The organism is Amycolatopsis xylanica (genome assembly GCF_900107045.1).
Lineage (GTDB): Bacteria > Actinomycetota > Actinomycetes > Mycobacteriales > Pseudonocardiaceae > Amycolatopsis > Amycolatopsis xylanica.
This window is the reverse complement of the sequence record NZ_FNON01000002.1, coordinates 934371-957351: the sequence shown is the minus strand read 5'-3', so window position 1 is coordinate 957351 and position 22981 is coordinate 934371. Positions and strand designations below refer to the sequence as shown.

Annotated in this window: 16 protein-coding genes; 8 read left to right on the top strand and 8 right to left on the bottom strand. The window is 67.5% G+C overall.

Annotated elements, in window-relative coordinates:
- Positions 1-7: 7 nt before the first annotated feature.
- From BLV57_RS12385 to BLV57_RS12375, 3 genes are all read right to left on the bottom strand, one after another.
- Complete coding sequence (locus BLV57_RS12385) at positions 8-574, bottom strand: hypothetical protein (RefSeq protein ID WP_143047038.1); 567 nt, start codon at positions 572-574, stop codon at positions 8-10.
- 219 nt (positions 575-793) lie between these two features.
- Complete coding sequence (locus BLV57_RS12380; RefSeq protein WP_091288771.1) at positions 794-3304, bottom strand: transglycosylase domain-containing protein; 2511 nt, start codon at positions 3302-3304, stop codon at positions 794-796.
- Between the two features lie 265 nt (positions 3305-3569).
- Positions 3570-3974, bottom strand: coding sequence for a DUF5318 domain-containing protein (locus tag BLV57_RS12375; RefSeq protein WP_091288770.1), 405 nt, complete (start codon positions 3972-3974; stop codon positions 3570-3572).
- Between the two features lie 253 nt (positions 3975-4227).
- Between BLV57_RS12375 and BLV57_RS12370 the strand changes: the two genes are divergently transcribed.
- Both BLV57_RS12370 and BLV57_RS12365 read left to right on the top strand, forming a co-directional pair.
- Positions 4228-4773, top strand: a complete 546-nt coding sequence (locus tag BLV57_RS12370; protein WP_091288769.1) for a PadR family transcriptional regulator — start codon at positions 4228-4230, stop codon at positions 4771-4773.
- Between the two features lie 57 nt (positions 4774-4830).
- On the top strand, positions 4831-5916 hold the full coding sequence (locus tag BLV57_RS12365) for an inositol-3-phosphate synthase (protein WP_091288768.1): 1086 nt from the start codon (positions 4831-4833) through the stop codon (positions 5914-5916).
- A gap of 51 nt (positions 5917-5967) precedes the next feature.
- On the opposite strand, the gene BLV57_RS12360 is transcribed toward BLV57_RS12365, so the two are convergent.
- Positions 5968-6321 (bottom strand): cupin domain-containing protein, encoded by a 354-nt coding sequence (locus BLV57_RS12360; protein ID WP_091288767.1) that lies wholly within the window; start codon positions 6319-6321, stop codon positions 5968-5970.
- Positions 6318-6953 carry an HAD family hydrolase gene (locus BLV57_RS12355; RefSeq protein ID WP_091288766.1) on the bottom strand — a complete coding sequence of 212 codons (636 nt, stop codon included), beginning with the start codon at positions 6951-6953 and terminating at the stop codon, positions 6318-6320. The genes BLV57_RS12360 and BLV57_RS12355 overlap by 4 nt, the downstream gene beginning before the upstream one ends.
- A gap of 86 nt (positions 6954-7039) precedes the next feature.
- Between BLV57_RS12355 and BLV57_RS12350 the strand changes: the two genes are divergently transcribed.
- The 6 genes from BLV57_RS12350 (at position 7040) to BLV57_RS12300 (ending at position 19005) form a co-directional block, all read left to right on the top strand.
- Positions 7040-8257: an MFS transporter gene (locus BLV57_RS12350; RefSeq protein ID WP_091288765.1), complete on the top strand. Its 1218-nt coding sequence runs from the start codon at positions 7040-7042 to the stop codon at positions 8255-8257.
- 131 nt (positions 8258-8388) lie between these two features.
- Entirely contained in the window at positions 8389-10479 is a 2091-nt protein-coding gene (locus tag BLV57_RS12345) for a PhoX family protein (RefSeq protein ID WP_091288764.1), read from the top strand.
- Between the two features lie 466 nt (positions 10480-10945).
- On the top strand, positions 10946-15919 hold the full coding sequence (locus BLV57_RS43930) for an SdrD B-like domain-containing protein (RefSeq protein WP_245757282.1): 4974 nt from the start codon (positions 10946-10948) through the stop codon (positions 15917-15919).
- A 35-nt stretch (positions 15920-15954) separates the two neighbouring features.
- Entirely contained in the window at positions 15955-16527 is a 573-nt protein-coding gene (locus tag BLV57_RS12310; protein ID WP_091288763.1) for a hypothetical protein, read from the top strand.
- A 36-nt stretch (positions 16528-16563) separates the two neighbouring features.
- A complete protein-coding gene (locus BLV57_RS12305) occupies positions 16564-18300 on the top strand; it encodes an arabinofuranosyltransferase AftB family protein (protein ID WP_245757307.1) in 1737 nt (578 codons plus the stop codon).
- An 18-nt stretch (positions 18301-18318) separates the two neighbouring features.
- Entirely contained in the window at positions 18319-19005 is a 687-nt protein-coding gene (locus BLV57_RS12300; RefSeq protein ID WP_091288762.1) for an SDR family oxidoreductase, read from the top strand.
- A gap of 98 nt (positions 19006-19103) precedes the next feature.
- Here the strand turns inward: BLV57_RS12300 and BLV57_RS12295 are convergent, their stop codons facing one another.
- Genes BLV57_RS12295 through BLV57_RS12285 form a run of 3 tightly spaced genes read right to left on the bottom strand, consistent with a single transcriptional unit; the run spans position 19104 to position 22857 of the window.
- Positions 19104-20417, bottom strand: coding sequence for an amidohydrolase family protein (locus BLV57_RS12295; RefSeq protein WP_091288761.1), 1314 nt, complete (start codon positions 20415-20417; stop codon positions 19104-19106).
- Between the two features lie 14 nt (positions 20418-20431).
- A complete protein-coding gene (locus BLV57_RS12290; protein WP_091288760.1) occupies positions 20432-21085 on the bottom strand; it encodes a response regulator in 654 nt (217 codons plus the stop codon).
- Entirely contained in the window at positions 21082-22857 is a 1776-nt protein-coding gene (locus tag BLV57_RS12285) for a sensor histidine kinase (RefSeq protein ID WP_245757281.1), read from the bottom strand. Before BLV57_RS12285 ends, BLV57_RS12290 begins: the two co-directional genes overlap by 4 nt.
- Positions 22858-22981 lie beyond the last annotated feature (124 nt).

Below are 22981 nucleotides of genomic sequence, written 5' to 3'. Positions count from 1 at the left end.
CTACCGATCAGCAGGGACGGATGGTCCACACCGGCGACCAGTTATAGTCGTCGAAGCTGTTCGGAACGGGAGTCGTGTAAAGGAGATTGCCCGACTTTCCGTAGAAGCGGGCCCGAGTGCCGGATGATTGGGCGTTGATCCAGGAGCCGACTCCGCTCCAGCCGGGCAGCGAATACTTCTGGCAGTGGTACATGTCGATGCTGTCGCCCAGGTGCGTGGGACGGCTGTACGCACAGAAATGCCCATCCTTGACGACCTGCTCGTAATAGTTGCAAGGGTCGGGCTCGGCGGCGGTGGAAAGATTTCTCGGGTGGTCCTCGCCGGGCACGGCGAGTGAAATAAGGGCGGTGCCGTCGAGATCGATCTTGTTGGGCGCAATCTGGGTGCCGCCCAGTTTGGCGAGATAATCGTCGGCCTTGGCCTGCAGTTCAGTGGCTTGGGCCGCAGTCAGGCCGCTGGCCTGCGCCTGTGCGGCGAAATCAGGGGTGGCATCCGCAATGCCCGGCAGAAGAGCCGCGATAGTCAGTGAAAAGACGCCAGCGAGCGTCGCTTTGGCGATACGTGATGTGGTCATTCTCATCCCCATTTGTGAATGCTCGAAGTGAGTGCTCGGCAATTTCGATGCAATTGCCGAACAAGGTCCCCAGAGTTGGCAGCATTACTGAATCACTGGAACTCAGTGGCGAACAAGGCTCCAATCGGGTGATCGACAAACGGTACGCCATGACCGGTCACAAAAAAAGAGGGCGATGTCCACAATGGACATCGCCCTCTTCGGCGTCGTGCGGGGATGCTACGGCTCCGAGCCGTTACCGCCATTACCGCGACCGGAGTTTCCGCCTGCCGGTGGCTGCGGGAAGATCGGCCCGCCGGTGCCACCGCCGGGGCCGGGACGCGTCTTCGAGCTCGACGTCGGCTTGCTCTCCGTCGTGTCCGACGGCGGGTTGCTCTCCGTCGTGTCCTCGGGCTGAGTGGTCGTCGTCGGCGTCTCGGGCTTCTTCGACGAGGTGGTGACCTGGCCGGGGTCCTTACCGATCGGCTTGAACGCCGGGAACTTCTCCGCCGGCTTGCCGGTCAGGTAGAGGTTCATGAAGTTCTTCCAGATCGGGCCCGCGATCGTCGAACCGAAGATCGGCTTGCCGTCCTTGCCGTGCAGTGCCTTGTTTCCGTCACCGCCGACCCAGACCGCCGTCGAGATCGACGGCGTGTAGCCCACCATCCATGTTTGGGCGTTGCGATCCGCGTAGTTCGCGGGGTCCTTGCCCTTGGTGTAGTCGTACTGCTGGGTACCGGTCTTGCCCGCGCACTCGTGACCGGTCGGGCACTTGCCGAGCGTCTTCGTGCTCGTGATGACCCCCTTCAACGCCTCCGTGACGTTGACGGCGATCTGCTTGCTCTTCTCGGGATCGTTGCTCGCGAACGCGGGCACACCCTCGATCTTGGGCTCATAGGCGACTTCGTCCGCCGAGTTCGTCAGCTTCAGCACGAAGTGCCGCTCGCGGCGCAGGCCGTCGCCGGCGAAGGTGGCGTAGCTCGCGGCCATGTCCTCGGCGGTGGCCACGGTCGTACCACCACCGAGCGAGATGTTGTTGTCCTTACCGAGCACGGCAGGGCCATCCGGCTTGTCCTTGATGCCGGCATCCTTGGCCGCGGTGATGACCTTGTCGTAGCCCATCTTGTAGACCATGTCGTAGAAGACGGTGTTGGCCGAGATGGCCATCGCTTCCTTGACCGTGCACTGCTCGGAACAGGAGCTGCTCTCGCCCGCGTTCCGGATCGTCCGGTCGCCGATCTTCCGGTTGTTCGTTCCGTCGAAGGTCTCGCCGAGCCCCTTGTTCATCTTGAGGAAGGCCGCCAGGTCGTAGGCCTTCATCGAGGAACCGGGGTTGTGCGGGATGGAGGCCCAGTCCTGACCGAGCTTGGTGTTGCCGTCGGCGTCCTTCACCTGCTCGGGGCCGCCGTAGTAGGCGATCACCCCGCCGGTCTTCGGATCGACGGCGACAAGCGCGTTGAGCATGTTCTCGTCGGTCTGCCCCTTCATGCCCTCGTCGACCGACTGCTTGGCGTATTCCTGCGCCTTGGGGTCGATCGTGGTCTGGATCTTGTAGCCGCCGGAGAACAGCTTGTCCTCGTCGAAGCCCTGCTCGCTCAGCTCGGCGAGCACCTTCTTGCTGATGAAGTAGTCCGGCGAGCCCTCCGACTGGTCCTTCAGGTCGTCGAGCGCGATCGGCGTCGGCATCTGGGCCGCGTCGCGGTCGGCCTTGGTCATCCACTTGTTGGCGACCAGCTGGTCCATCACGAAGTTCCAGCGCTTGGTCATGTACTCCGCGTTGCCGGTGCGGCTCGGGCCCTGGATGGCGCCGGCGAGGTAGGCGGCCTCGGCCTGGGTGAGGTCCTTGATGTCCTTGCCGAAGTACGCCTTCGCGGCCGCGCCGATGCCGTCGGCGCGGCGGCCGAAGAAGATCGTGTTGAGGTAGGAGGCCAGGATGTCCGGCTTCTCCTGCTGGTTGGTCATCTTGAACGACTTGACCAGCTCGGTCCACTTACGGGTGAGCGTCGGGGCCTCGTTCTCGGTGGCCTTCTTGATGTACTGCTGGGAGATGGTCGAGCCACCGCCCTTGCCGCCGGTCAGCTGGTTGAAGACCGCGCGCAGGATGCCGGTGACGTCGAAGCCGGAGTTGGTCTCGAAGGTCGCGTCCTCCGCGGCGTAGACCGCGTGCTTGACGGTGTCCGGGATCTCCTCGGGCTTGACGATCTTCCGGTCGCCGCCCTTCGGGGGCAGCATCTTGCCCATCGGGCTGCCGTCGGCGTAGGTGAAGCTGATCGGCTGGCTCTGGCGGGCCGCGACGCTTTCCTGCGACGGGACGTCGACCAGGAAGTACGTGATCGTGAACGCGATCGCCGGGATGACGAAGAAGATGGCGACGAACGCGTACGCGCAGCGGCGGACGATCTTCCAGCGGCGCTTCTTCTTCTGCGCCGGGGTGAGGATCGGCTTGCCCTTTTTGTCGAGCTCGGGGCCTTCGCCGGTGTCTTCGGGCTCGTCGGTGCCGTAGTCGTTGAACCTGGCCTCGTCGTAGTCGTCGTAGCCCAGGTCGTCCGCGGTGCCGTTGTGCTCGTGATGCGTGATCAGGTCGGGCTCGATCTGCGGCTCCGGCGGGCGCCTGCGTGCCTGCTGCGGTCCGCCCTGGCGGTAACCGCCGGGCGGCGTGGCCGGTGGGCGGCCTGCGCCTGGCGGCGGCGGGCCCTGACGGCGGGGTACCCCACCGTTAGGCGGCGGGCCGGGACGCTGCGGGCGGCCCATGTTGCCTTCGTCACCCGAAGGCCACTGAGGGGCGCCGCCACCACCGTTCCCGCGCGGGGGCGCGGGGCGCTGGGGACGCTGAGGACGTCTCGGGGCCTCGTCGCCAGGCCACTGCGGTGCTTCTTCACCCGGCCATTGGGCACGGCGAGGGGCATCTGGCTCCTGACCAGGCCAAGAGCGGTTGCGATCGTCGTTCACGAATGAGCCTCCGAAGTGGCGTTTCGGGGTACGCCACTGGCGTTTACAGCGGTTTCTTCTGCTGGCGTCACTGGCCCGCGGTCCTCCGCGGACGGGACCGCGTATGCGGGTCTCCTGTGCCCAGGACGTATGACTGCACCAGGTGGTTCCAGTGACACGTCCGGCAAACTTCGACGACGTAGACGGTGAACTCCGAGAAGAGTCCATCCATCCTGGTCAGCTCGTCGGACGCACGTGCCGAACCGGCGACGTGCTTGAGCTCGTCGCCATAGACCCACGAGACCAGCGTGAGCTGCTCCTTCCGGCAGATCGGGCACGGATTTTCGCCGGCCTCGCCGTGGAACTTCGCAGCTCGCAGCAGGTACGGGCTGGCATCGCACACGTCGTGGGTGCCTACTCGTCCGGCGTGGACGCCCGCCAGCAGCGCACGGCGCTGCAAGGCGTAGTCCACGACCTCCCGCTGGTTTCGCACGACAACAGAGTACGGGCTAAGTCTGTGTGGACCATGGGCCGTTCGTCCTAGCGCGGCGGTGGCCAAGCTCGACACGCCGGAATTTTCGTAACTCTCTGGTGAAAATGCCCACTTGGGCATACGGCCAGTTGGGTTACCTGCGCCACTTCGATGTATCGGCGCGATATACTCGGGCGGTAGGTTGCCAAAGGCGGCAAGCGAGCATCCGGGGTAACGCCGGTGGAGGCCGTTTGTTCCCGAAGGGGGTGTCGGTGTGCTGGAGTTCGCAATCTTGGGACTGCTGCATGAGGCGCCCATGCACGGCTACGTGCTGCGCAAACGTTTGCACGAGACGCTCGGGATGTTCCGGACCTTCTCCTACGGGTCGCTCTATCCGACCCTGCGGCGGCTGCTCCGGGACGGCTTCATCACCGAGGAGCTGGACGAGGAAGAGAACAAGGCGTGGTCGAGGCGGGGCCGCCGGGTCTACAAGCTCACGGCGGAGGGCAAGGAGCACTTCGCCGAGCTGCTCGGTGACGCCGGGCCGCAGACCTGGGACGACGAAGGGTTCGGCGTCCATCTCGCGTTCTTCTCGCGGACACCGGCCGACGTCAGGATGCGGATATTGGAAGGCCGCCGCCGACGCGTCGAGGAGCGGCGTGAAGGACTCCGGGCCGCCATGGCCAGGGCCGAGGAGAAGATCGACCGCTATACCCGCGAGCTGCACCGGCTCGGACTGGAGTCGAGTGAGCGGGAAGTGCGCTGGCTCAACGAGCTGATCGCGCACGAACAAGCCGAGCAGCGCGCTCAGGAGGATTGAGCGCTTCGCTCGGCCGAGCACCTACAACACAGTAAAACGAGCTAAGGAGAATCCGGCATGGGCGAGCACCGCCGCAGTGTTCGGGTGGCCATCGTTGGCGTCGGCAACTGCGCGGCGTCGCTGGTGCAGGGCGTCCAGTACTACCGTGACGCCGACGCGGGTTCCCGCGTGCCCGGCTTGATGCATGTGCAGTTCGGCGAGTACCACGTCCGCGACATCGAGTTCGTCGCCGCGTTCGACGTGGACGCGAAGAAGGTCGGCCGCGACCTCTCGGAAGCCATCGTCGCGAGCGAGAACAACACCATCAAGATCGCCGACGTGCCGCCGCTCGGGGTGACCGTCCAGCGTGGACACACCCATGACGGGCTCGGCCGGTTCTACCGCGAGACCATCGAGGAGTCCGACGAGACGCCCATCGACATCGTCGCCGCGCTGCGCGAAGCCGAGGTCGACGTGCTGGTGTCCTACCTCCCGGTGGGCTCCGAGGTCGCCGACAAGTTCTACGCGCAGGCCGCCATCGACGCGAAGGTCGCCTTCGTCAACGCGCTGCCGGTGTTCATCGCCTCCGACCCCGAGTGGGCGGCCAAGTTCACCGAGGCCGGTGTGCCGATCGTCGGTGACGACATCAAGTCCCAGGTCGGCGCCACCATCACGCACCGCGTGCTGGCGAAGCTGTTCGAGGACCGCGGCGTCCAGCTGGACCGGACGATGCAGCTCAACGTGGGCGGGAACATGGACTTCCTGAACATGAAGGAGCTCGAGCGCCTCGAGTCGAAGAAGATCTCGAAGACCCAGTCGGTCACCTCGCAGGTCGACCGCGACCTCGGTAAGGGCAACGTCCACATCGGACCGTCCGACTACGTGCAGTGGCTCGACGACCGCAAGTGGGCCTACGTCCGGCTCGAGGGCCGCGCGTTCGGCGACGTGCCGCTCAACATGGAGTACAAGCTCGAGGTGTGGGACTCCCCCAACTCGGCAGGCATCATCATCGACGCCGTCCGCGCCGCGAAGATCGCCAAGGACCGCGGCATCGGCGGCCCGATCCTCTCGGCCTCGTCCTACTTCATGAAGTCCCCGCCGGAGCAGTACGACGACTCCACCGCGCGTGACGCGGTCGAGAAGTTCATCCGCGGCGAAGACTAGAAGGGCTCGTGCGCGTTGCGGGCGCTTAGAACCGCCCGCAACGCGCACGACCTAAATCGCCTCGGGCGCCTTGGTCATGTCGCCACCGGCGCCGCCCGTGTTCACCGTGCCGCGTGGCTCGATGAGCATCACCGAGGCCACCTCGTCGGCGATCGGGCAGTGCTCGACGCCCCGGGGCACCACGTACATCTCGCGCGGGCCGAGTTCGACGTCGCCATCGCGCAGCTGGATCGTGAGTTTGCCGTCCAGCACCAGGAAGAGCTCGTCCGTTTCGTCGTGCGTGTGCCAGACGAACTCGCCCTTGATCTTCACGATCTTGATGTCGTAGTCGTTGAGGCCCGCGACCAGTTTCGGCGCGTAGACCTCGGAGAACAGGCCGAACTTCTCGTCGAGATTCACCTTCATAAGCCCATGATGCCCGGCAATTCGCTCAGGTCACCGAGCACGGTCGTCCGCTCCAGCACCGCCGGATCCGGCGGGAAGTGCGGGTTCGGCACCGCGTACACGGTCATCCCCGCGGCCAAAGCGGACTTCAGTCCATTGGTCGTGTCTTCGACGGCCGCGCATCGCGAAGGGTCGACACCCAGCTGCCGCGTGGCCTCCAGGTAGACGTCGGGCGCCGGTTTCCCCTTGGCGACCTTTTCGCTGGAGAGTGCGACCTTCACCAGATTTTCCAGCCCGGTCGCCACCAGGAACGACGTGATCAGCACCTGCGGCGACGAGCTCGCGATCGCCACCGGGTAGGCCGAAGCCACCGCGCGGACCACCTCGGGACCGCCCGCGATCACCGGCGGACCGCTCTGATAGCGCGCGGCCATCCGCTTGATGACCTGCTCGGCGATCTCCTCCGGCGGCAGGTCCACGCCCAGCCCCGCCAGGTACCGCGCCCATTCCGGCGTGCTCATCCCCTGCTGCGCGCGCGTCGCCTCGTCGGTCCAGGTCCCGCCGTGCTCGGCGACGAACCCCCGGCGCACCTCGTCCCAGATCCGCTCGGAGTCGACCAGCACGCCGTCGAGATCGAAAACCACCGCATCCATGATCCGCACCGTACCGGGTGATCCGAATTACTTAGCTATGCTTACTAAAATTAGTTAGCATAGCTAAGTAAGAAGGGAGAACGAAGTTGAGCACACCTGGTCACTCGAATCTGCTGGACGCGGTCAAAGGTCAGCCCCGGCAAGTCTGGATCACCGCGTTCGCCGCCGTCATCGCGTTCATGGGCATCGGGCTGGTCGATCCGATCCTCTTGTCGATAGCGAAGGGCCTGCATGCCACGCCCTCCCAGGTGACGCTCCTGTTTTCCTCTTATTTGGGCATCCAGGCCGTCGCGATGCTGGTCACCGGCGCGGCGAGTGCCCGGTTCGGCGCCAAGCGGACCGTGCTGGTCGGGTTGACGCTGGTCGTGGCCGCGACGGCGCTGTGCGCGGCGGCCGGCTCGATCGAGCAGCTGGTCGGGCTGCGTGCGGTCTGGGGACTCGGCAACGCCTTCTTCATCGCGACCGCGCTTTCGGTGATCGTCGGAGCGGCGACCGGCGGACAGGCAGGCGCGATCCTGCTTTACGAGGCGGCGCTCGGCGTCGGGCTCGCGGTCGGGCCGCTGCTGGGCGCGCTGCTCGGCAGCATCTCGTGGCGCGGGCCGTTCCTCGGCACGTCGATCCTGATGGCGGGCGCGCTCGTGCTGTGCGCCGTGTTCCTGACCAGCGACGCCCGTGAGAAGCGGCAGCCGGTCAAGCTGCTCGACCCGTTCCGCGCGCTCGCGCACCCCGGTCTGCTGCGCACCGCGCTCGGGTCCGCGCTGTACACGGCCGCCTTCTTCGCGGTGCTGGCCTGGTCGCCGTTCGTGCTCGGGTTCAGCGCGGTCGCCGTCGGGCTGATCTTCTGCGGCTGGGGACTCTGCGTCGCCTTCGCCAGTGTGGCGCTCGCGCCGAAGCTGGCCGCCAGGCTCGGCGAGCGGCACGCGACCACGGTCGCGGTGTTCGGGTACGCCGTGTTGCTGCTGGTCATGGCCATTCCGAGCAAGCCCGTGCTGGTCGTCGGCATCATCCTGAGCGGGCTGGTGTCAGGTCTGCTGAACACGCTGTTCACCGGGACCGCGATGTCGATCAGCGACGCGCCGCGTCCGGTGGCGAGCGCGGGCTACAACTTCTGCCGCTGGCTCGGTGGCGCGGTCGCGGCCACCCTGGTGGGGCACGTCGCCGAGTGGTTCGAGTCGCCGCACGCCCCGTTCGTGGTGGCGGCCGTACTCTGCGTGATCGCCGGCGCGCTCCTCGCGATCAAGGAGCGGGTGGCTGACCAGCACGTTCTGCCCCAGGAAGCGATCTTGGTCGGCGAGGAGTTCTGACGATCGTGGTGGGCGCTGGGTGACAGCGCCCACCTGACCTGTATCCCGTCCGTTCACCCAAATGTCGGAGTTGCCACGTTTGGGAGGCTTAGGGTCGCTTTGTTCCCCGACTGAGTGACCCTGGAGGCCTTGTGTCCTTCGAGCCTGGGCGGCTGTTGCCCTTGTTCACGTCCCACCACCCGGGTGGTCGATCGCCGATCACCTGCGAGTACCGCTGTGGCAACGCGTGCGCGCACCCTGAACCGAACACCTCGGACAACGAATACTTCGGTGACGTCATCAAGGAGGCGATCTCGCGCCGCGGCGCGTTCAAGGCGGGCGCGGTCGTGGCCGCCGCGGCGGGCGGGCTGACCGCGCTGACTGGTACGGTGGCCGCGGCGTCCACTTCGGACACCGACGTCGCAGGCAGGCGTCCGGAGCGGCCGATCCCCGGCACCGACTACGACCCGGTCGCGCCGAACAAGCTCGACGCGGTCACCATCCCGCAGGGGTACGACCAGAACGTGGTGATCCGCTGGGGCGACCCCGTGGTCGCGGGCGCGCCGAAGTTCGACTTCCGCAACCAGACCGCCGCGGCGCAAGAGAAGCAGTGGGGTTACAACAACGACTTCACCGCGCTCATCCCGCAGGACGCGCTGGGGATCCGCAATCTGCTGGTGTGCAACCACGAGTACACCACCGAGCTGCACATGTTCCCCGCCGATCAGTACGACCCGAAGAACCCGACGGAGGAACAGGTCAAGATCGCCTGGGCGGCACACGGCCTTTCGGTCGTGCAGGCCTTGCGTGACCCGGTGCGCGGTGGCCTGAAAGTGGTGCCGAGCAAGTACAACCGGCGCATCACGCTCAACACCGTCTTCGAGGTGCGTGGCCCGGCCGCCGGTTCGAAGTACCTGAAGACCTCGGTGGACCCGGAAGGCCGGTGGGTGCACGGCACGCAGAACAACTGCTCGGGCGGCGTGACTCCTTGGGGCACGGTGCTTTCCGGCGAGGAGAACATCCACCAGTACTTCGCCAACTCGGCCACTGTGACCGATCCGGTCGCCGCCGCGCGGTACAAGCGCTATGCGATCGGTGCGGGCGAGAGCACCCGCAAGTGGGAGCGTTTCGACAAGCGCTGGGATGTTTCCAAGGAGCCCAACGAGTCGAACCGGTTCGGCTGGATCGTGGAGATCGACCCGAACGACCCGAACTCCACGCCGATCAAGCACACCGCGCTCGGCAGGCTGAAGCACGAAGGCGCGAACATCAAGATCACCGAAGACGGCCGAGTGGCCGCCTACACCGGCGACGATGAGCGTTTCGAGTATCTCTACAAGTACGTGTCCAAGGGCAAGTTCAAAAAGGGCACCGGGGCGCACATCCGCCGCCACAACTCCGCCCTGCTCGATGACGGGACGTTGTACGTAGCCAAGTTCACCGGCGACAGCCCGGCAGAGGAGATCGGCACCGGAAAGCTGCCCGCCGACGGTGAATTCGACGGTGTCGGCGAGTGGATCCCGCTCGCGGCTGGCGACAAGTCCTTTGTGGACGGTATGACCGCGGAAGAGGTTTACGTCTTCACTCGCCAGGCCGCCGACAAGGTCGGCGCCACGAAGATGGATCGCCCGGAGGATGTCGAGCCGAATCCGGTCAACGGCCGCATCTACGCGGCGCTGACCAACAACAGCGACCGTGGCGCGGCTGGCAAGCCCGGTGTCAGCGAGGTGGCTCCGCGTAAGGCCAACAAGAACGGTCAAGTGCTGGAGCTGGAAGAGAATTGCGGCGACGGTGCGGCGACGCGCTTCACCTGGCGGCTGTTCCTGGTCTGTGGTGACCCGAAGGAGGCCGACACGTACTACGGCGGCTATCCCAAGGACAAGGTCAGCCCGATCTCCTGCCCTGACAACGTCACCTTCGACTCGCGCGGCAATTTGTGGATCTCCACCGACGGAAACGCCACGGGCAACAACGACGGTCTGTTCTCCGTTCCGGTCGCCGGCCCGGAACGTGGCTTCGTCAAACAGTTCCTGACCGTTCCGGCAGGCGCGGAAACCTGTGGTCCCGTTGTGCGGGACAACCTTGTGCTGGTGGCCGTGCAGCACCCCGGTGAGGATGCCCCGAGTTCGGCCGAGCCGCAGTCGCACTGGCCGGATGGTGGCACTTCGCAGCCACGCGCCTCGATCGTCGCGGTATGGAAGAAGGGGCACTTCGGTCTCGTCGGACGGATCGGCGAGCGGTAGTCGCACCTGGTCAGCAGCCCGAGCGCCGCCGAGGAGGTTCCTCGGCGGCGCTTGCTTTACCCGGGTGAGTGTCCCCCGGGCGAGTGGGTCACTCGACATTTCGTCACCCTCCGCCGAAGCGGATCGGAACCTCGGGTCGTGTGTGAATTCGGTGGGCGACACCGTTACTTTCGGTGTCCCCTGACCGAGTTACCCAGTTCGGGTCCGAGCCTTCGGTGATTCTTGTTTGCGCAGCCGCGCATGGTCGACACTCCGAGTTCCGTGTGCACGATTGAGCGATTTGATCTTCAGGTGTCGAATTGGCCACCGCTGTGCTGGCAGCGCACTCCGTTCAGCGATTCCGCGTGTCGGCAATGGGGAATAGCTTTCATCTTGGTTTCCCGCCTGATTTTCTAGAGCTTGGAGTAGCCAGGTGAAAAGAGCACTCGCCGTCTTATCGGCCGGGGCGCTTGTCCTCGGTTCCGCCATGGCCGGTGCCACGGCGGCCACCGCGGCGCCGCCGGTGATCTCGGCAGGCTGTGCCGGTGGCATCGCGCCGAACCCGAGTGTGGAGCAGGTGGTCGGTGGGGCGAAGAGCGCGCCGACCGGCTACACGTTCACTGGTGCGGCGCCGGTGCCGAACGGCACGCCGAACAACAAGGTTCCCAAGCTCTACACCGATGGCACCTATCCGTCTGATGGTGCGACGTATGCGTTGATTCAGACGCCGGACAAGATGGTCAGCACCGCGTACCAGGCGCAGAAATTCGTGCCGGGCGGTATCTACACCCTGACCGATTTCACCGGGACGCACGCGGAAAACCTCTCGCGTGCCGGTGACAACCAGTTCACCGGTCTGCGTTTCTACGACGCGGCGAACAAGGTCGTGCTGGAAAACAAGCTCAAAGTCACACACGACGTCAACACCGACAAGAAGGTCGCGCGTCAGGATTTCCCGGCGTCGACCGCGCCCGCCGCGGCGACCTCGGTGCGGTTCTTCGCCGAAACAAACTACAACTGGGTCAAATGGGACTGCGTTTACCTGCAGCTCGCCGCCTACTCGGTGAAAAAGGAAGTGCAGGACCCGGCCACCGGCACGTGGGGCCCGAAAGCCACCATCACCGCCGGGCAGACCGCCAAATACCGCATCACGGTGACCAACGAGGGCAGCGTCCAGCTCAAAAACCTCACGGTCACCGACCCGTGGTGCGCGACGCAGCCCGCGCCGATCGCGACGCTGGACGGCAGCAAGAACCAGGTGCTCACCTGCGATCACCCCAACGTCACCATCGACGACGACGGCCACGTCAACACGGTCACCGTCTCCGGCGTGACCTCGGCGAACGGCGACAAGCTCGGTGACAAGACGGCCACCGCCACGATCATCGTCAAGACACCGCCCGCGATCGACAAGGTCGGCGACTTCGTCTGGGTGGACACCAACCGCAACGGCCTGCAGGACTCCGGCGAGGCCGGGGTGCCCGGTGTCAAGGTCGCGCTGAAGGACGGCGCCGGTAAGGACGTCGGCACGGCCAAGACGACCGACGCGCAGGGTAAGTATCTGTTCGACAAGCTGCCGGACGGCGACTACACCGTCTGCTTCGACGTGGCGAACCTCCCGAAGGCGGTCGCCGAGTACAAGCCGACGAAGAAGGACGCGGGCGACGACACTAAGGACTCCGACGCCGGAGCCGACGGTTGCACGGCGAAGACCACGCTGGGCGCCGACAAGCGTGAGGACCTGACGCTCGACCTCGGGCTCACCCCGCCCACGAACCGGCTAGGCGACTTCGTCTGGGCGGACACCAACAAGAACGGCCTCCAGGACGCCGGTGAGCCCGGCGTCCAGGGGATCAAAGCGACGCTCAAAGGGGCCGCCACCGCCACGACCACCACGGGCGCGGACGGCAAGTACCTCTTCGACAACCTGGGTGACGGCACCTACCAGGTCTGCTTCGACCTGGCAGGCCTCCCCGCGCAGTACGCGGGCTACAAGGTGACGAAGAAGGACGCGGGCGACGACACCAAGGACTCCGACGCCGGGCCGGACGGCTGCACCGCGAACACCACACTCGGCGCGAACAAGCGCGAAGACCTGACGCTCGACGCGGGTATCCAGCCACCCGGAGACAAGCTCGGCGACTTCGTCTGGGTCGACACCAACCGCAACGGCCTGCAGGACCCCGGCGAACCGGGCGTGCCCGGCGTCAAAGTGACCCTGCAGGACGGCGGTGGCACGCTGGTCACCACCACGACCACCGGTCCGGACGGCAAGTACCTGTTCCCCGAGCTGAACGACGGCAGCTACAAAGTCTGCTTCGACGTCGCGCACCTGCCCGCCGACTTCGCGGGCCACCAAGTGACCACAAAGGACAGTGGCGACGACACGAAGGACTCCGACGCCGACCCGGCGACCGGCTGCACACCGGCCACCACCGTCGGGCCCGGCAAGCGCGAAGACCTCACCCTGGACCTCGGCATCGTGCCGCCGCTGAACCGGCTTGGCGACTTCGTCTGGGCGGACACGAACAAGAACGGTCTGCAGGACACCGGCGAGCCCGGCGTTCCCGGCGTCAAGGTGACCCTCAAGGGCACCGATCGCGCCACGACTACCGGTCCCGACGGCAAATACCTCTTCACCGATCTGCCGGACGGCGCGTACACCGTCTGCTTCGAGACCACCAATCTTCCCGCGCCGTACGCGGGCTACAAGCCGACCAAGGCCAACGCCGGAGACGTCGCGTCTGACTCGGACGCCGACCCCGCGACCGGCTGTGCCAAGCCGGCCACCTTGGGCGCCGCGAAGCGCGAAGACCTCACGTTGGACGCGGGCATCGTCTCGCCGCCGAACAAGCTTGGCGACTTCGTCTGGATCGACACGAACAAGAACGGCCTGCAAGACGCGGGCGAGCCGGGTGTCCAGGGCGTGAAGGTGACGTTGCAGGGCACCGACCTCAGCACGACCACCGGCCCGGACGGCAAGTACCTCTTCGACACTCTCAACGACGGCGCCTACACGGTCTGCTTCGACCTGAAAGCGTTGCCGCAGAACGTCGCCGGATACCAGATCACCAAGAAGAACGCGGGCGACGTCGCGAAGGACTCCGACGCCGACCCGGCGACCGGCTGCACCGCCGCCACCACGCTCGGTTCGGCCAAACGCGAAGACCTCACGCTGGACGCCGGTCTCATCGCGCCGGTCAACCGCCTCGGCGACTTCGTGTGGATCGACGCGAACAAGAACGGCTTGCAGGACACCGGCGAGCCCCCGGTGCCGGGCGTGCAGGCGACGCTGAAAGGCACCGATAAGTCCGCGATCACGGACAAGGACGGTAAGTACCTCTTCGACAACCTCGACGACGGCAGCTACACGGTCTGCTTCGACGTCGCGAAGCTGCCCGCCGCGGTGACCGGCTACCAGGTGACCAAGCCGGACGCGGGCGACGACGCCAAGGACTCCGACGCGGGCGCCGACGGCTGCACCGCGCCGACCACCCTCGGCAGCGCCAAGCACGAAGACCTCACGCTCGACCTCGGTCTCGTCTCGCCGCCGAACAAACTCGGCGACTACGTCTGGGTCGACACCAACAAGAACGGCTTGCAGGACTCCGGCGAACCGGCGGTGCCGGGTGTGAAGGTGACCCTCAAGGGCACCGACCTCACCACGACCACCGGCCCCGACGGCAAGTACCTCTTCGACAACCTGGGCGACGGCACATACCAGGTCTGCTTCGACATCAAGGCGCTGCCGCAGGCGGTCGCGGGATATCAGGTGACCAAGCCGAACGCGGGCGACCCGGCCAAGGACTCGGACGCCGACACCGCGACCGGGTGCACCCCGCAGGTCACGCTCGGCGCGGCCAAGCGCGAAGACCTCACGCTCGATGCCGGTCTCATCGAGCCGGTCAACCGGCTTGGCGACTTCGTGTGGATCGACGCGAACAAGAACGGCCTGCAGGACTCCGGCGAGCCGGGCGTCGAGGGCGTGAAGGTGACCCTGCAGGGCACCGATGTCACGGCGACCACGGATAAGGACGGCAAGTATCTCGTCGACAATCTCAAGGACGGCACCTACACGGTCTGCTTCGAGGTCAAGGACTACACGCTGACCAAGGTCGGCGCCGGTGACGTCGCCAAGGACTCGGACGCCGACCCGGCGACCGGGTGCGCCAAGCCGACGACGCTCGGCGCGGCCAAGCGCGAGGACCTGACGCTGGACGCCGGTCTCATCGCGCCGGTGAACAAGCTCGGCGACTTCGTCTGGGTCGACGCGAACAAGAACGGGCTACAGGACTCCGGCGAGGCTCCGGTGCAGGGCGTAAAGGTGACGCTGAAGGACACCGACAAGTCGACGGTGACCGACGCGCAGGGCAAGTACGGGTTCGGTGACCTGCCGGACGGCACGTACACGGTCTGCTTCGACCTGAAGGGCTTGCCCGGTCAGTACGCCGATTACCAGGTGACCAAGCCGGGCGCGGGCGACGTGACCAAGGACTCCGATGCCGACATGTCGACAGGCTGCGCGAAGCCGGTCAAACTCGGTACCGGCAACCGCGAAGACCTCACGCTCGACATGGGCATCGTCGCACCGGCCAACCGCCTCGGCGACTACGTCTGGATCGACACCAACGCCAACGGCATCCAGGACCCGAGCGAGAAGGGCGCGCCCGGCGTCAAGGTCACGCTCAAGGACACTGACAAGTCCGCCGTCACCGACAAGGACGGCAAGTACGTGTTCGGCGACCTGCCGGACGGTGGCTACCAGGTGTGCTTCGAGGTCGCGGGCGAGTTCAAGGGCTACACCCTGACCAAGGCGGGCGCGGCGAGCCACAACGGCACCGACTCCGCGGCCGACCCGGCGACCAAGTGCACGCCGGTCACCAAGCTCGGCCCCGGCAAGCGTGAGGACCTGACGCTCGACGCCGGGATCGTCGCGCCGAAGGTGACGCCGGTGAACAAGGTCGGCGATTTCGTCTGGTACGACACGAACAAGAACGGCATCCAGGACCAGGGCGAGCCCGGCGTCGAAGACGTCAAGGTGGTCTTGAAGGACGCCGACGGCAAGGTCGTCTCGTCGACGACGACCAACCCGCAGGGCAGGTACCTGTTCGACAACCTGAAGGATGGCGAGTACCAGGTCTGCTTCGACCTGGGGAGCCTGCCTGCCGAGTACAAGGGCTACACACCGACCAAGGCCGACGCGGCCGGGCACAACGGCAAGGACTCCGCGATGAACCCGGCGAGCAAGTGCACGCCGGTGACGAAGCTGGGCGTCGCCAAGCGTGAAGACCTGACGCTCGACGCGGGCTTGATCGGCGGCCACTCCGAGCCGGGCACCACGCCAGGCAAGAACCTGGCCAAGACCGGCGCTCCGATCGGCTTCATGGCCGGTATCGGCGTGCTACTGCTGGCCGGCGGTCTCGTGCTGACCGTCGGCATCCGGCGCCGCGCTCGCGGCTGACGGCGACGAAGCGGGCGTTCCTCCACACTTGGCACGTGGAGGAACGCCCGCTTTTCGACGTCATCGAGACCCCGCTCGGCGTGGTCGGCTTCTCATGCCGCCTGGGAGGTGGGAAGGCGAAGGTGGACCTGCGCATCGGGCCCATCGAGCCGGATCTTCCCGCGGTCTATCCACCGGTGACGCTCTGGGCCGCGGTGTGGCATGTCGTCGCGCGGGACCCCGTACCCGAAGTGACGCTGACGGCGGCGTTGACCGGCATCCCCGACGACGCCGTCGGCGACTACGACACCGGCGAACGACTGGACGCGTTCACCTTCGAGACCGCCGACGTCGCTGTCACGCTCGGTGGTCCGGACTTCGAGAGCGTGCACGAGGACGCGGCGCTGGGCGAATATCTGCCGAGCCGGTGGGTGGGCGAACTCGACGAGTTCCCCGTCGAGATGGCGGAGCCCGCCCGGCTGATCTGGCGTCTGCCTGGGCTCGAGCCGGGCGAGTCCGTCCGGCTCGCCGTCGCGGTCGCCTGGGCCGAGCCGGACGAGGAGTACCTCCCGACGTACAGCGCGGTCTCGATTTCGACCGAGTACGCGTTGCGGCAACTGGCCCCCTAGCGGACCAGCCTCACGGGTGAACGACAATGCGTGACCATGCACTCCAGCGCGTCGGTCGAGCCGGTCGTGCCGACCGAGCCGGATGAGGCACCGGACCACCACTGGTGGACCGCGGTCGGCACCGTTCTGGTGCTCGCGCTGTTCGCGATCTTCGCGTGGCGCCAGCGCTGGATGAGCGACGATGGGCTGATCGTGTTGCGCACGGTCCGTCAGCTCTGGGAGGGCAACGGGCCGGTCTTCAACGCCGGCGAGCGGGTCGAGGCGAACACCAGTCCACTGTGGACGGCCGTGCTCGCGGTCGTGGGCCTGCTGCCCTTTCGGCTGGAGTGGATCTCGGTCGTCACCGGCCTCGTCTTCTCGCTGGCCGGCCTGTTCCTGGCCATGGACGGCGCGCGGAAGCTCTACCGCCCGGCCGGGTTCACGCTGATGGCGCCCGCCGGTGCGCTGGTCGTGCTGGTGCTGCCGCCGTTCCACGACTTCGCGACCTCCGGGCTGGAAACCGGGCTCATCTCGCTGTGGCTGGGCGGCTGCTGGTGGCTGCTCGTGCGCGCGGGGTACGACCGGGACGACCTGCTGCGGGTGTGGCCCGCCGCGCTGGTCGTCGGACTCGGCCCGCTGGTCCGTCCCGACCTGGCGTTGTTCAGCGCGGCGGCGTTCGGCGCGCTGCTGGTGCTGTGCTGGCGCGGGTGGAAGACGACCGGTGGCTGGCTGCTGGCGGCGGGCGCGTTGCCGCTGGTCTACCAGGTCTTCCGGATGGGTTACTACGGCCTCGTGACGCCGAATACGGCTGTCGCCAAGGAGGCATCCGCGGCCCAATGGGACCGTGGCTGGACGTACTTTCTCGACCTGACCAGCCCTTATGCGCTCTGGGTCCCGGTGCTGCTGGCCACGCTGACCCTCGGCTTGCTCGGCAAGGTCGCCAAGCCGGGCCGCCGGTTCGCGGTGCTGGTCGCCGTGCCGGTGCTCGCCGCAGCCGGGCTCGCGCTGTACGTCACGCGTGTGGGCGGCGACTTCATGCACGGCCGGATGCTGCTGCCCGCGTTGTTCTGCCTGCTGCTGCCGGTGATGGTGTTCCCGGTGACGCGCTGGACGATCTCGCCGCTGATCGGCGTGCTCGCCTGGGCCGTCGTCGCGGGCACTTCGCTGCGCGTGCCGTACTTCAACCACCCGGCCGCGACCGCGATCACCGACGAGCGCGGCTACTGGACCTGGGCGACCGGCGTCGAACACCCCGTGCTCGCCGAGGATTACGTGGCCTACCCGGGTATGCCGGCGCAGCTCCAGGCGTTCCGTGAAGCGCGTGGCCCCGAGGTGCTGGTGCGCACCGGCTCGGGCTGGCGCGGGTACCCGACGTTCCGGCCGCACACCACGATCGCGCCCGACTCGATGGGCGCGCTCGGCCTGCTCGTCCCGCTCGACGTGTGGATCCACGACGAGTACGGCCTCGCCTCGGTGCTCGGCGCGCATTCGTCGGTGGTCAACTCGGGCCGCAGCGGCCACGAGAAGCGGCTGCCGTCGGTGTGGGACCTGGGTGATTCGGCGTCCGGCGGGCTGGACAGCTCAGGCCAGGCGAGCGCGTTCAGCCCGTCGCAGATCGAAGCGGCCCGCGACGCGCTGCGCTGCCCGGAACTCGCCGAGCTGCTCGAGTCGGTCCGCGCGCCGCTGACGTTCGACCGCTTCATGACGAACCTGACCGGCTCGTTCAGCCGAGGCGGCATCCGCTTCGACCGGGACCCGGTGCAAGCCCGTAAGTGCGGGTCCATTCCGGACTGAGCGCTGTAACTTCTGGCCATGACTTCGGATCTCCCGCTCGCACTGGTCACCGGCGCCTCCCGAGGCATCGGCGCGGCCGTCGCCCACCAGCTCGAACCCACCCACCGCGTCCTGCTCGGCGGCCGCGACGCCAACGCGCTCGCGGCCGTCGCGGAGCGGCTCCCCGGAGCGTCCCCATGGCAGGTGGATCTCACCGACTTCAACGCACTGGCCACCCGCGCCGCGGAAATCACCTCGCTCGACGTACTCGTGCACTCGGCGGGCGTGGCCGACCTGGGCACCATCGAGTCGGCTGGCGTCTCGGCCTGGCGCAAGAACTTCGAGGTCAACACCCTCGCGGTGGTCGAACTGACCCGCCTGCTCCTGCCGGCCCTGCGCGCCGCCCGCGGTCACGTGGTCATCATCAACTCGGGCGCCGGCCTCAACGCCCGCGCGGGCTGGGCCCCCTACGCGGCCAGCAAATTCGCGGTCCGCGCCTTCGCCGACGCCCTGCGCGCCGAAGAGGAAACCCTCCGCGTCACCTCGATCTACCCCGGCCGCACCGACACCGAGATGCAGCAGGCCATCGTCGCCGACGAAGGCTTCGACTACGACGCGTCCCGCTACCTGCGCCCCGACTCGGTCGCCACCGCGGTCCTGACCGCCGTCTCCGCCTCCCGCGACGCCCACCTGACGGACCTCACCCTCCGCCCCGGCCCCGCCTGACCCAGCTAAAAAAATCCCAATGTGGCATTGGTCAGTTTTCAGGCCGCCAATGTGGCTTTCGTCAGCTCAAACCTGACGAAAGCCACATTGGGATTTTTTTAGGCCGAGCGGAGGCGGGCCGACAGCTCGCGGGCGTCCGCCTGGACCTTGGCCCGGTCGACGCGGGTCGACTCGCCGTCGGCGACGACCTGGTCACCGGCGACCCAGACGTCGCGGACGTTGCGCGAGCCCGAGGCCCAGACCAGGTTCGAGATCAGCTGCTCGTCCGGCACGTCGAGGCCGGCGAAGAACGCGGGGCCGTCGATGCCGATGTGCACCATGTCCGCCCAGCGACCGGCCTCGAGCACGCCGATGTCGTCGCGGCCGAGCGCGTTCGCGCCGCCGCGGGTGGCGAGCAGGAACGAGTCGGCCGCCGTCAGGATGGTCGAGTCCTGCTTGACCAGGCGCTGGAACATCGGCGCGAGCTGCATCTCCTCCCACAGGTCGAGGTCGTCGTTGGACGCCGGGCCGTCGGTGCCGAGGCCGACGTCCACGCCCGCGTTGCGCAGGTCGACGAGCCGCGCGAAGCCGGAAGCGAGCTTCGCGTTCGAGCCGGGGCAGTGGCCGACGCCGGTGCCGTACTTGGCGAACAGCGCGATGTCCTCGTCGGACAGGTGGATCGCGTGCGCGGCGACGACGCGGCCCGCGAGCATGCCGACCTTCTCGAGCAGCAGCGGCACCGAGCCGTGCTCCTTGCGGACGTGCTCGTCCTCGTTCGCCGCCTCGGCCACGTGGATCTGCACCAACGCGCCACGCGCGTTCGCCGACTCGGCGGTGAGCCGCAGCGCCTCTTCGCCCAGCGTGTACGCCGAGTGCGGGCCGTAGGTCAGCTCGACGCGGTCACCGGCGCCGAAGCGGAGGCCGTCGGCGTCGATCCAGGCGTCGATGCCGGCGAGCTGGGCGCGCCAGTCCATGCCGGGGATGTCCATCACCGGCGGGCCGATCAGCACGCGGCTGCCGGTGGTCAGCGCGGCGTCGGCGATCTGCTCGCCCTCGAAGTACATCTCGGCGCTGGTGGTGACACCGTGGCGCAGCATCTCGACCGAGCCGAGCAGCATGCCGGTCCGGACGTCCGACGGCACCAGCTTCGCCTCGACCGGCCAGATGATCTCCTGCAGCCAGCGCAGCAGCGGCAGGTCGCCGCCCATCCCGCGCAGCAGCGCCATCGGGCTGTGCGCGTGCGTGTTGATCAGGCCCGGCGTGAGGATGCCGCTGAGCTGGACGACCTCGGCGCCCGCGGCATCGGGTGCGTCCGCGGCGGTGCCGACATAAGAGATCCGGCCGTCGTCGTCCACGTCCACCACGGCATCGCGCAGGAGCGAACAGGACGGGTCGGCGGGCAGGACAACAGGAGCTCGGAATCGACGTGACATGAGCCCGAGCTTAGTCAGTCCATGACCCCGGACTGCCACGCCCAAGCCGCGATCTCCACCCGGTTCCGAGCGTTGATCTTGCCCTGCACGGCGGCCAGGTGCGTCTTCACCGTGGACAGCGACATGAACAGCTCGGCGCCGATCTCGGTGTTCGTCAGCCCGCGCGCGGCGGCCTTCACCACATCGAGTTCGCGTGCGGTCAGCGGCTCGCTCGGCGGCGCGACGTCGCGCTTGGCCTGCCCGCCGTCGAAGTGCTTGAGCAGCCGCACGGTGACCTGGGGCGACACCAGCGCGTCGCCGCGCTCGGCCGCGCGCACGGCTTCGATCAGGAGCGCGGGCCCGGCGTCCTTGAGCAGGAAGCCGCTCGCGCCGTTGCGCAACGCCTTGTGGACGTACTCGTCGAGGTCGAAGGTGGTCACCACGACCACCTTCAGCGGGTCGGTGACCTCCGGCCCGGCCAGCTGCCTGGTCACCTCGAGCCCGTCGAGACCGGGCATGCGGATGTCGAGCAGGCACACGTCCGGCCGCAGCTCGCGGGCCTTGGCGACGGCGGAGATGCCGTCCGGCACGTCGGCGACGACCTCGATGTCGTCCTGGGCGGACAGGATCATGCGGAACCCCATCCGCACCATTTCCTGATCGTCCGCGATCAGCACCCGGATGGTCACTCTTCTCCTTCAAGCGGTAGCCAGACTTCGACGCTCCAGCCGCCGAGCGGCCCCGGCCCGGCGACGAGTTCGCCGTGCAGCAGCTCGACGCGCTCGCGCATGCCGATCAAACCGTAGCCCCCGGAACCGCCCGCGGGCCGCTGGTTGGTGCCGTGTCCGTCATCGGTGATCCGCAGATACAGCTTGCCGTTGTTGATCTCGGCCACCACGGTCGCCAGCTCGGCGCCGGTGGCGTGCTTGCCGACGTTCGTCAGCGACTCCTGCACCAGCCGCAGCGCCGAGCGCCCGACCTCGTGCGGCAGCTGCCGGTCGATGCGCAGGTCCAGCCGCGTCGGCACGCCGTGATTGGACGACTCGACCAGGTTCCGCAGGTCCGCGGCCAGATCGGTGGTGGCCTGCTCGGTGTAGTCGGTACTGCCCGCCGGCGTGTCGCCGCGCATGCTGCGCACGAGCCGCCGCATGGCCGCGAGCGCCTCGGTGCCCGCGTTCTCGATGCGATCCAGCGTCTCCAGCGCGACCTCCGGGTTCTGCGCGCCGACCATCTTCGCGGCCTGCGCCTGCACGACGATCCCGGTCACGTGGTGCGCGACGACGTCGTGCAGCTCGCGGGCCAGCGCCATCCGCTCGGAGGTCTGCGCGTCGGTGACCGCGGACTTGACCACCTGCTTGCGCTCGGAGTCCCGTGACTTCAGGAACAACCCGATGGCCACCGCGATGCCGAGCGTCAGCATCGCGACGACCACGTACGGCTGGAGCCGATCCAGGTCGAGCAGCCGTCGCCAGCTCCTGCGCCAGGGGTCGGCGTTGACGAGCACCGCGCCCGCCACGACCACGCTCAGCAGCCCTATGCAGAGCCAAGCGGCGCGCTGCTGGGCATAGCGGATCAGGAAGACGACCGCGATAAACCCGGCGGCGATCTGGGTGATCGGCACCCCGACCTGGATCGGGTAGCCGGTGCCGAGGCGAAGGAACGGCGCCGCGACGGCCGAAACGGCCATCACCAGCGCTAGCGCGACCGACGCGCGCACCGGATACCGCGTCGAGTACAGCGCGGCCAGTGCCGCCGCGATCGAGCACACGATCACCGGCAGCGTGCGCACCCCGCCGCCCTCGAACCCGGCCGCGAGCTCGAAGAACAGCATCAGCGACAGGATGCCGATGATCGGCCAGTGCTCGCGGGCGAGCGACGCGACCGAATCCGGGTCACGGGGCTTCAAGGCCTTGGTCGGCTGCTCCTCTGTCCGGCCCTGGAACCCGATGACCACGGACAGTCCGAGCAGCAGCGCGCCGAACACGGCCGACTCCATGAGATGCCCGGGTGTCAGGTTGCTGTCGCGTCCGGCGACCGCCATCAGGCAGGCGACCACGAGCGAGCTGACCATCGCGAAGGCCTGGCCGGGCTTGAGGCGCCGCACCGAATAGAACACCAGCTCGCAGCCCGCGACGGTTTCGGCGAACGAGATGTTGGCCAGCAACGTGTTGTAGAGCGGGGCGTGGTTGTACCGGATGAGCACGGTCGACATCACCAGCACCGCGGCGCCGGTGAACGCGGCGGGTCCCGGCCGCAGCCGCGCCCACAGCGCGCACGCGGTCAGCCCGAGAATGCCGGGCAGCGCCCAGAGATCGGCGCCGCGTGGTCCGAGGTCGTCGAACGACGCGGGCAGGATGATCGCGAGGTCGGTCAGCAGGGCCGCGACCAGCACGACCCCGGGCAGCCCTAGCCACCGCACGGCGTCGATCACACGTACGGTCAGGTCTTTTTCAGCCGGCACGATGTGAAGGTAGTCGACTACTCCATTCGCGCACCTTGGCCGGACGGCTCGTTCTGACTCGGCCGATCGGCCGATCTACGGCGGCCGAGGCCTGGCCGTCTGCCCGAAGTGGACAGGTGCCGAT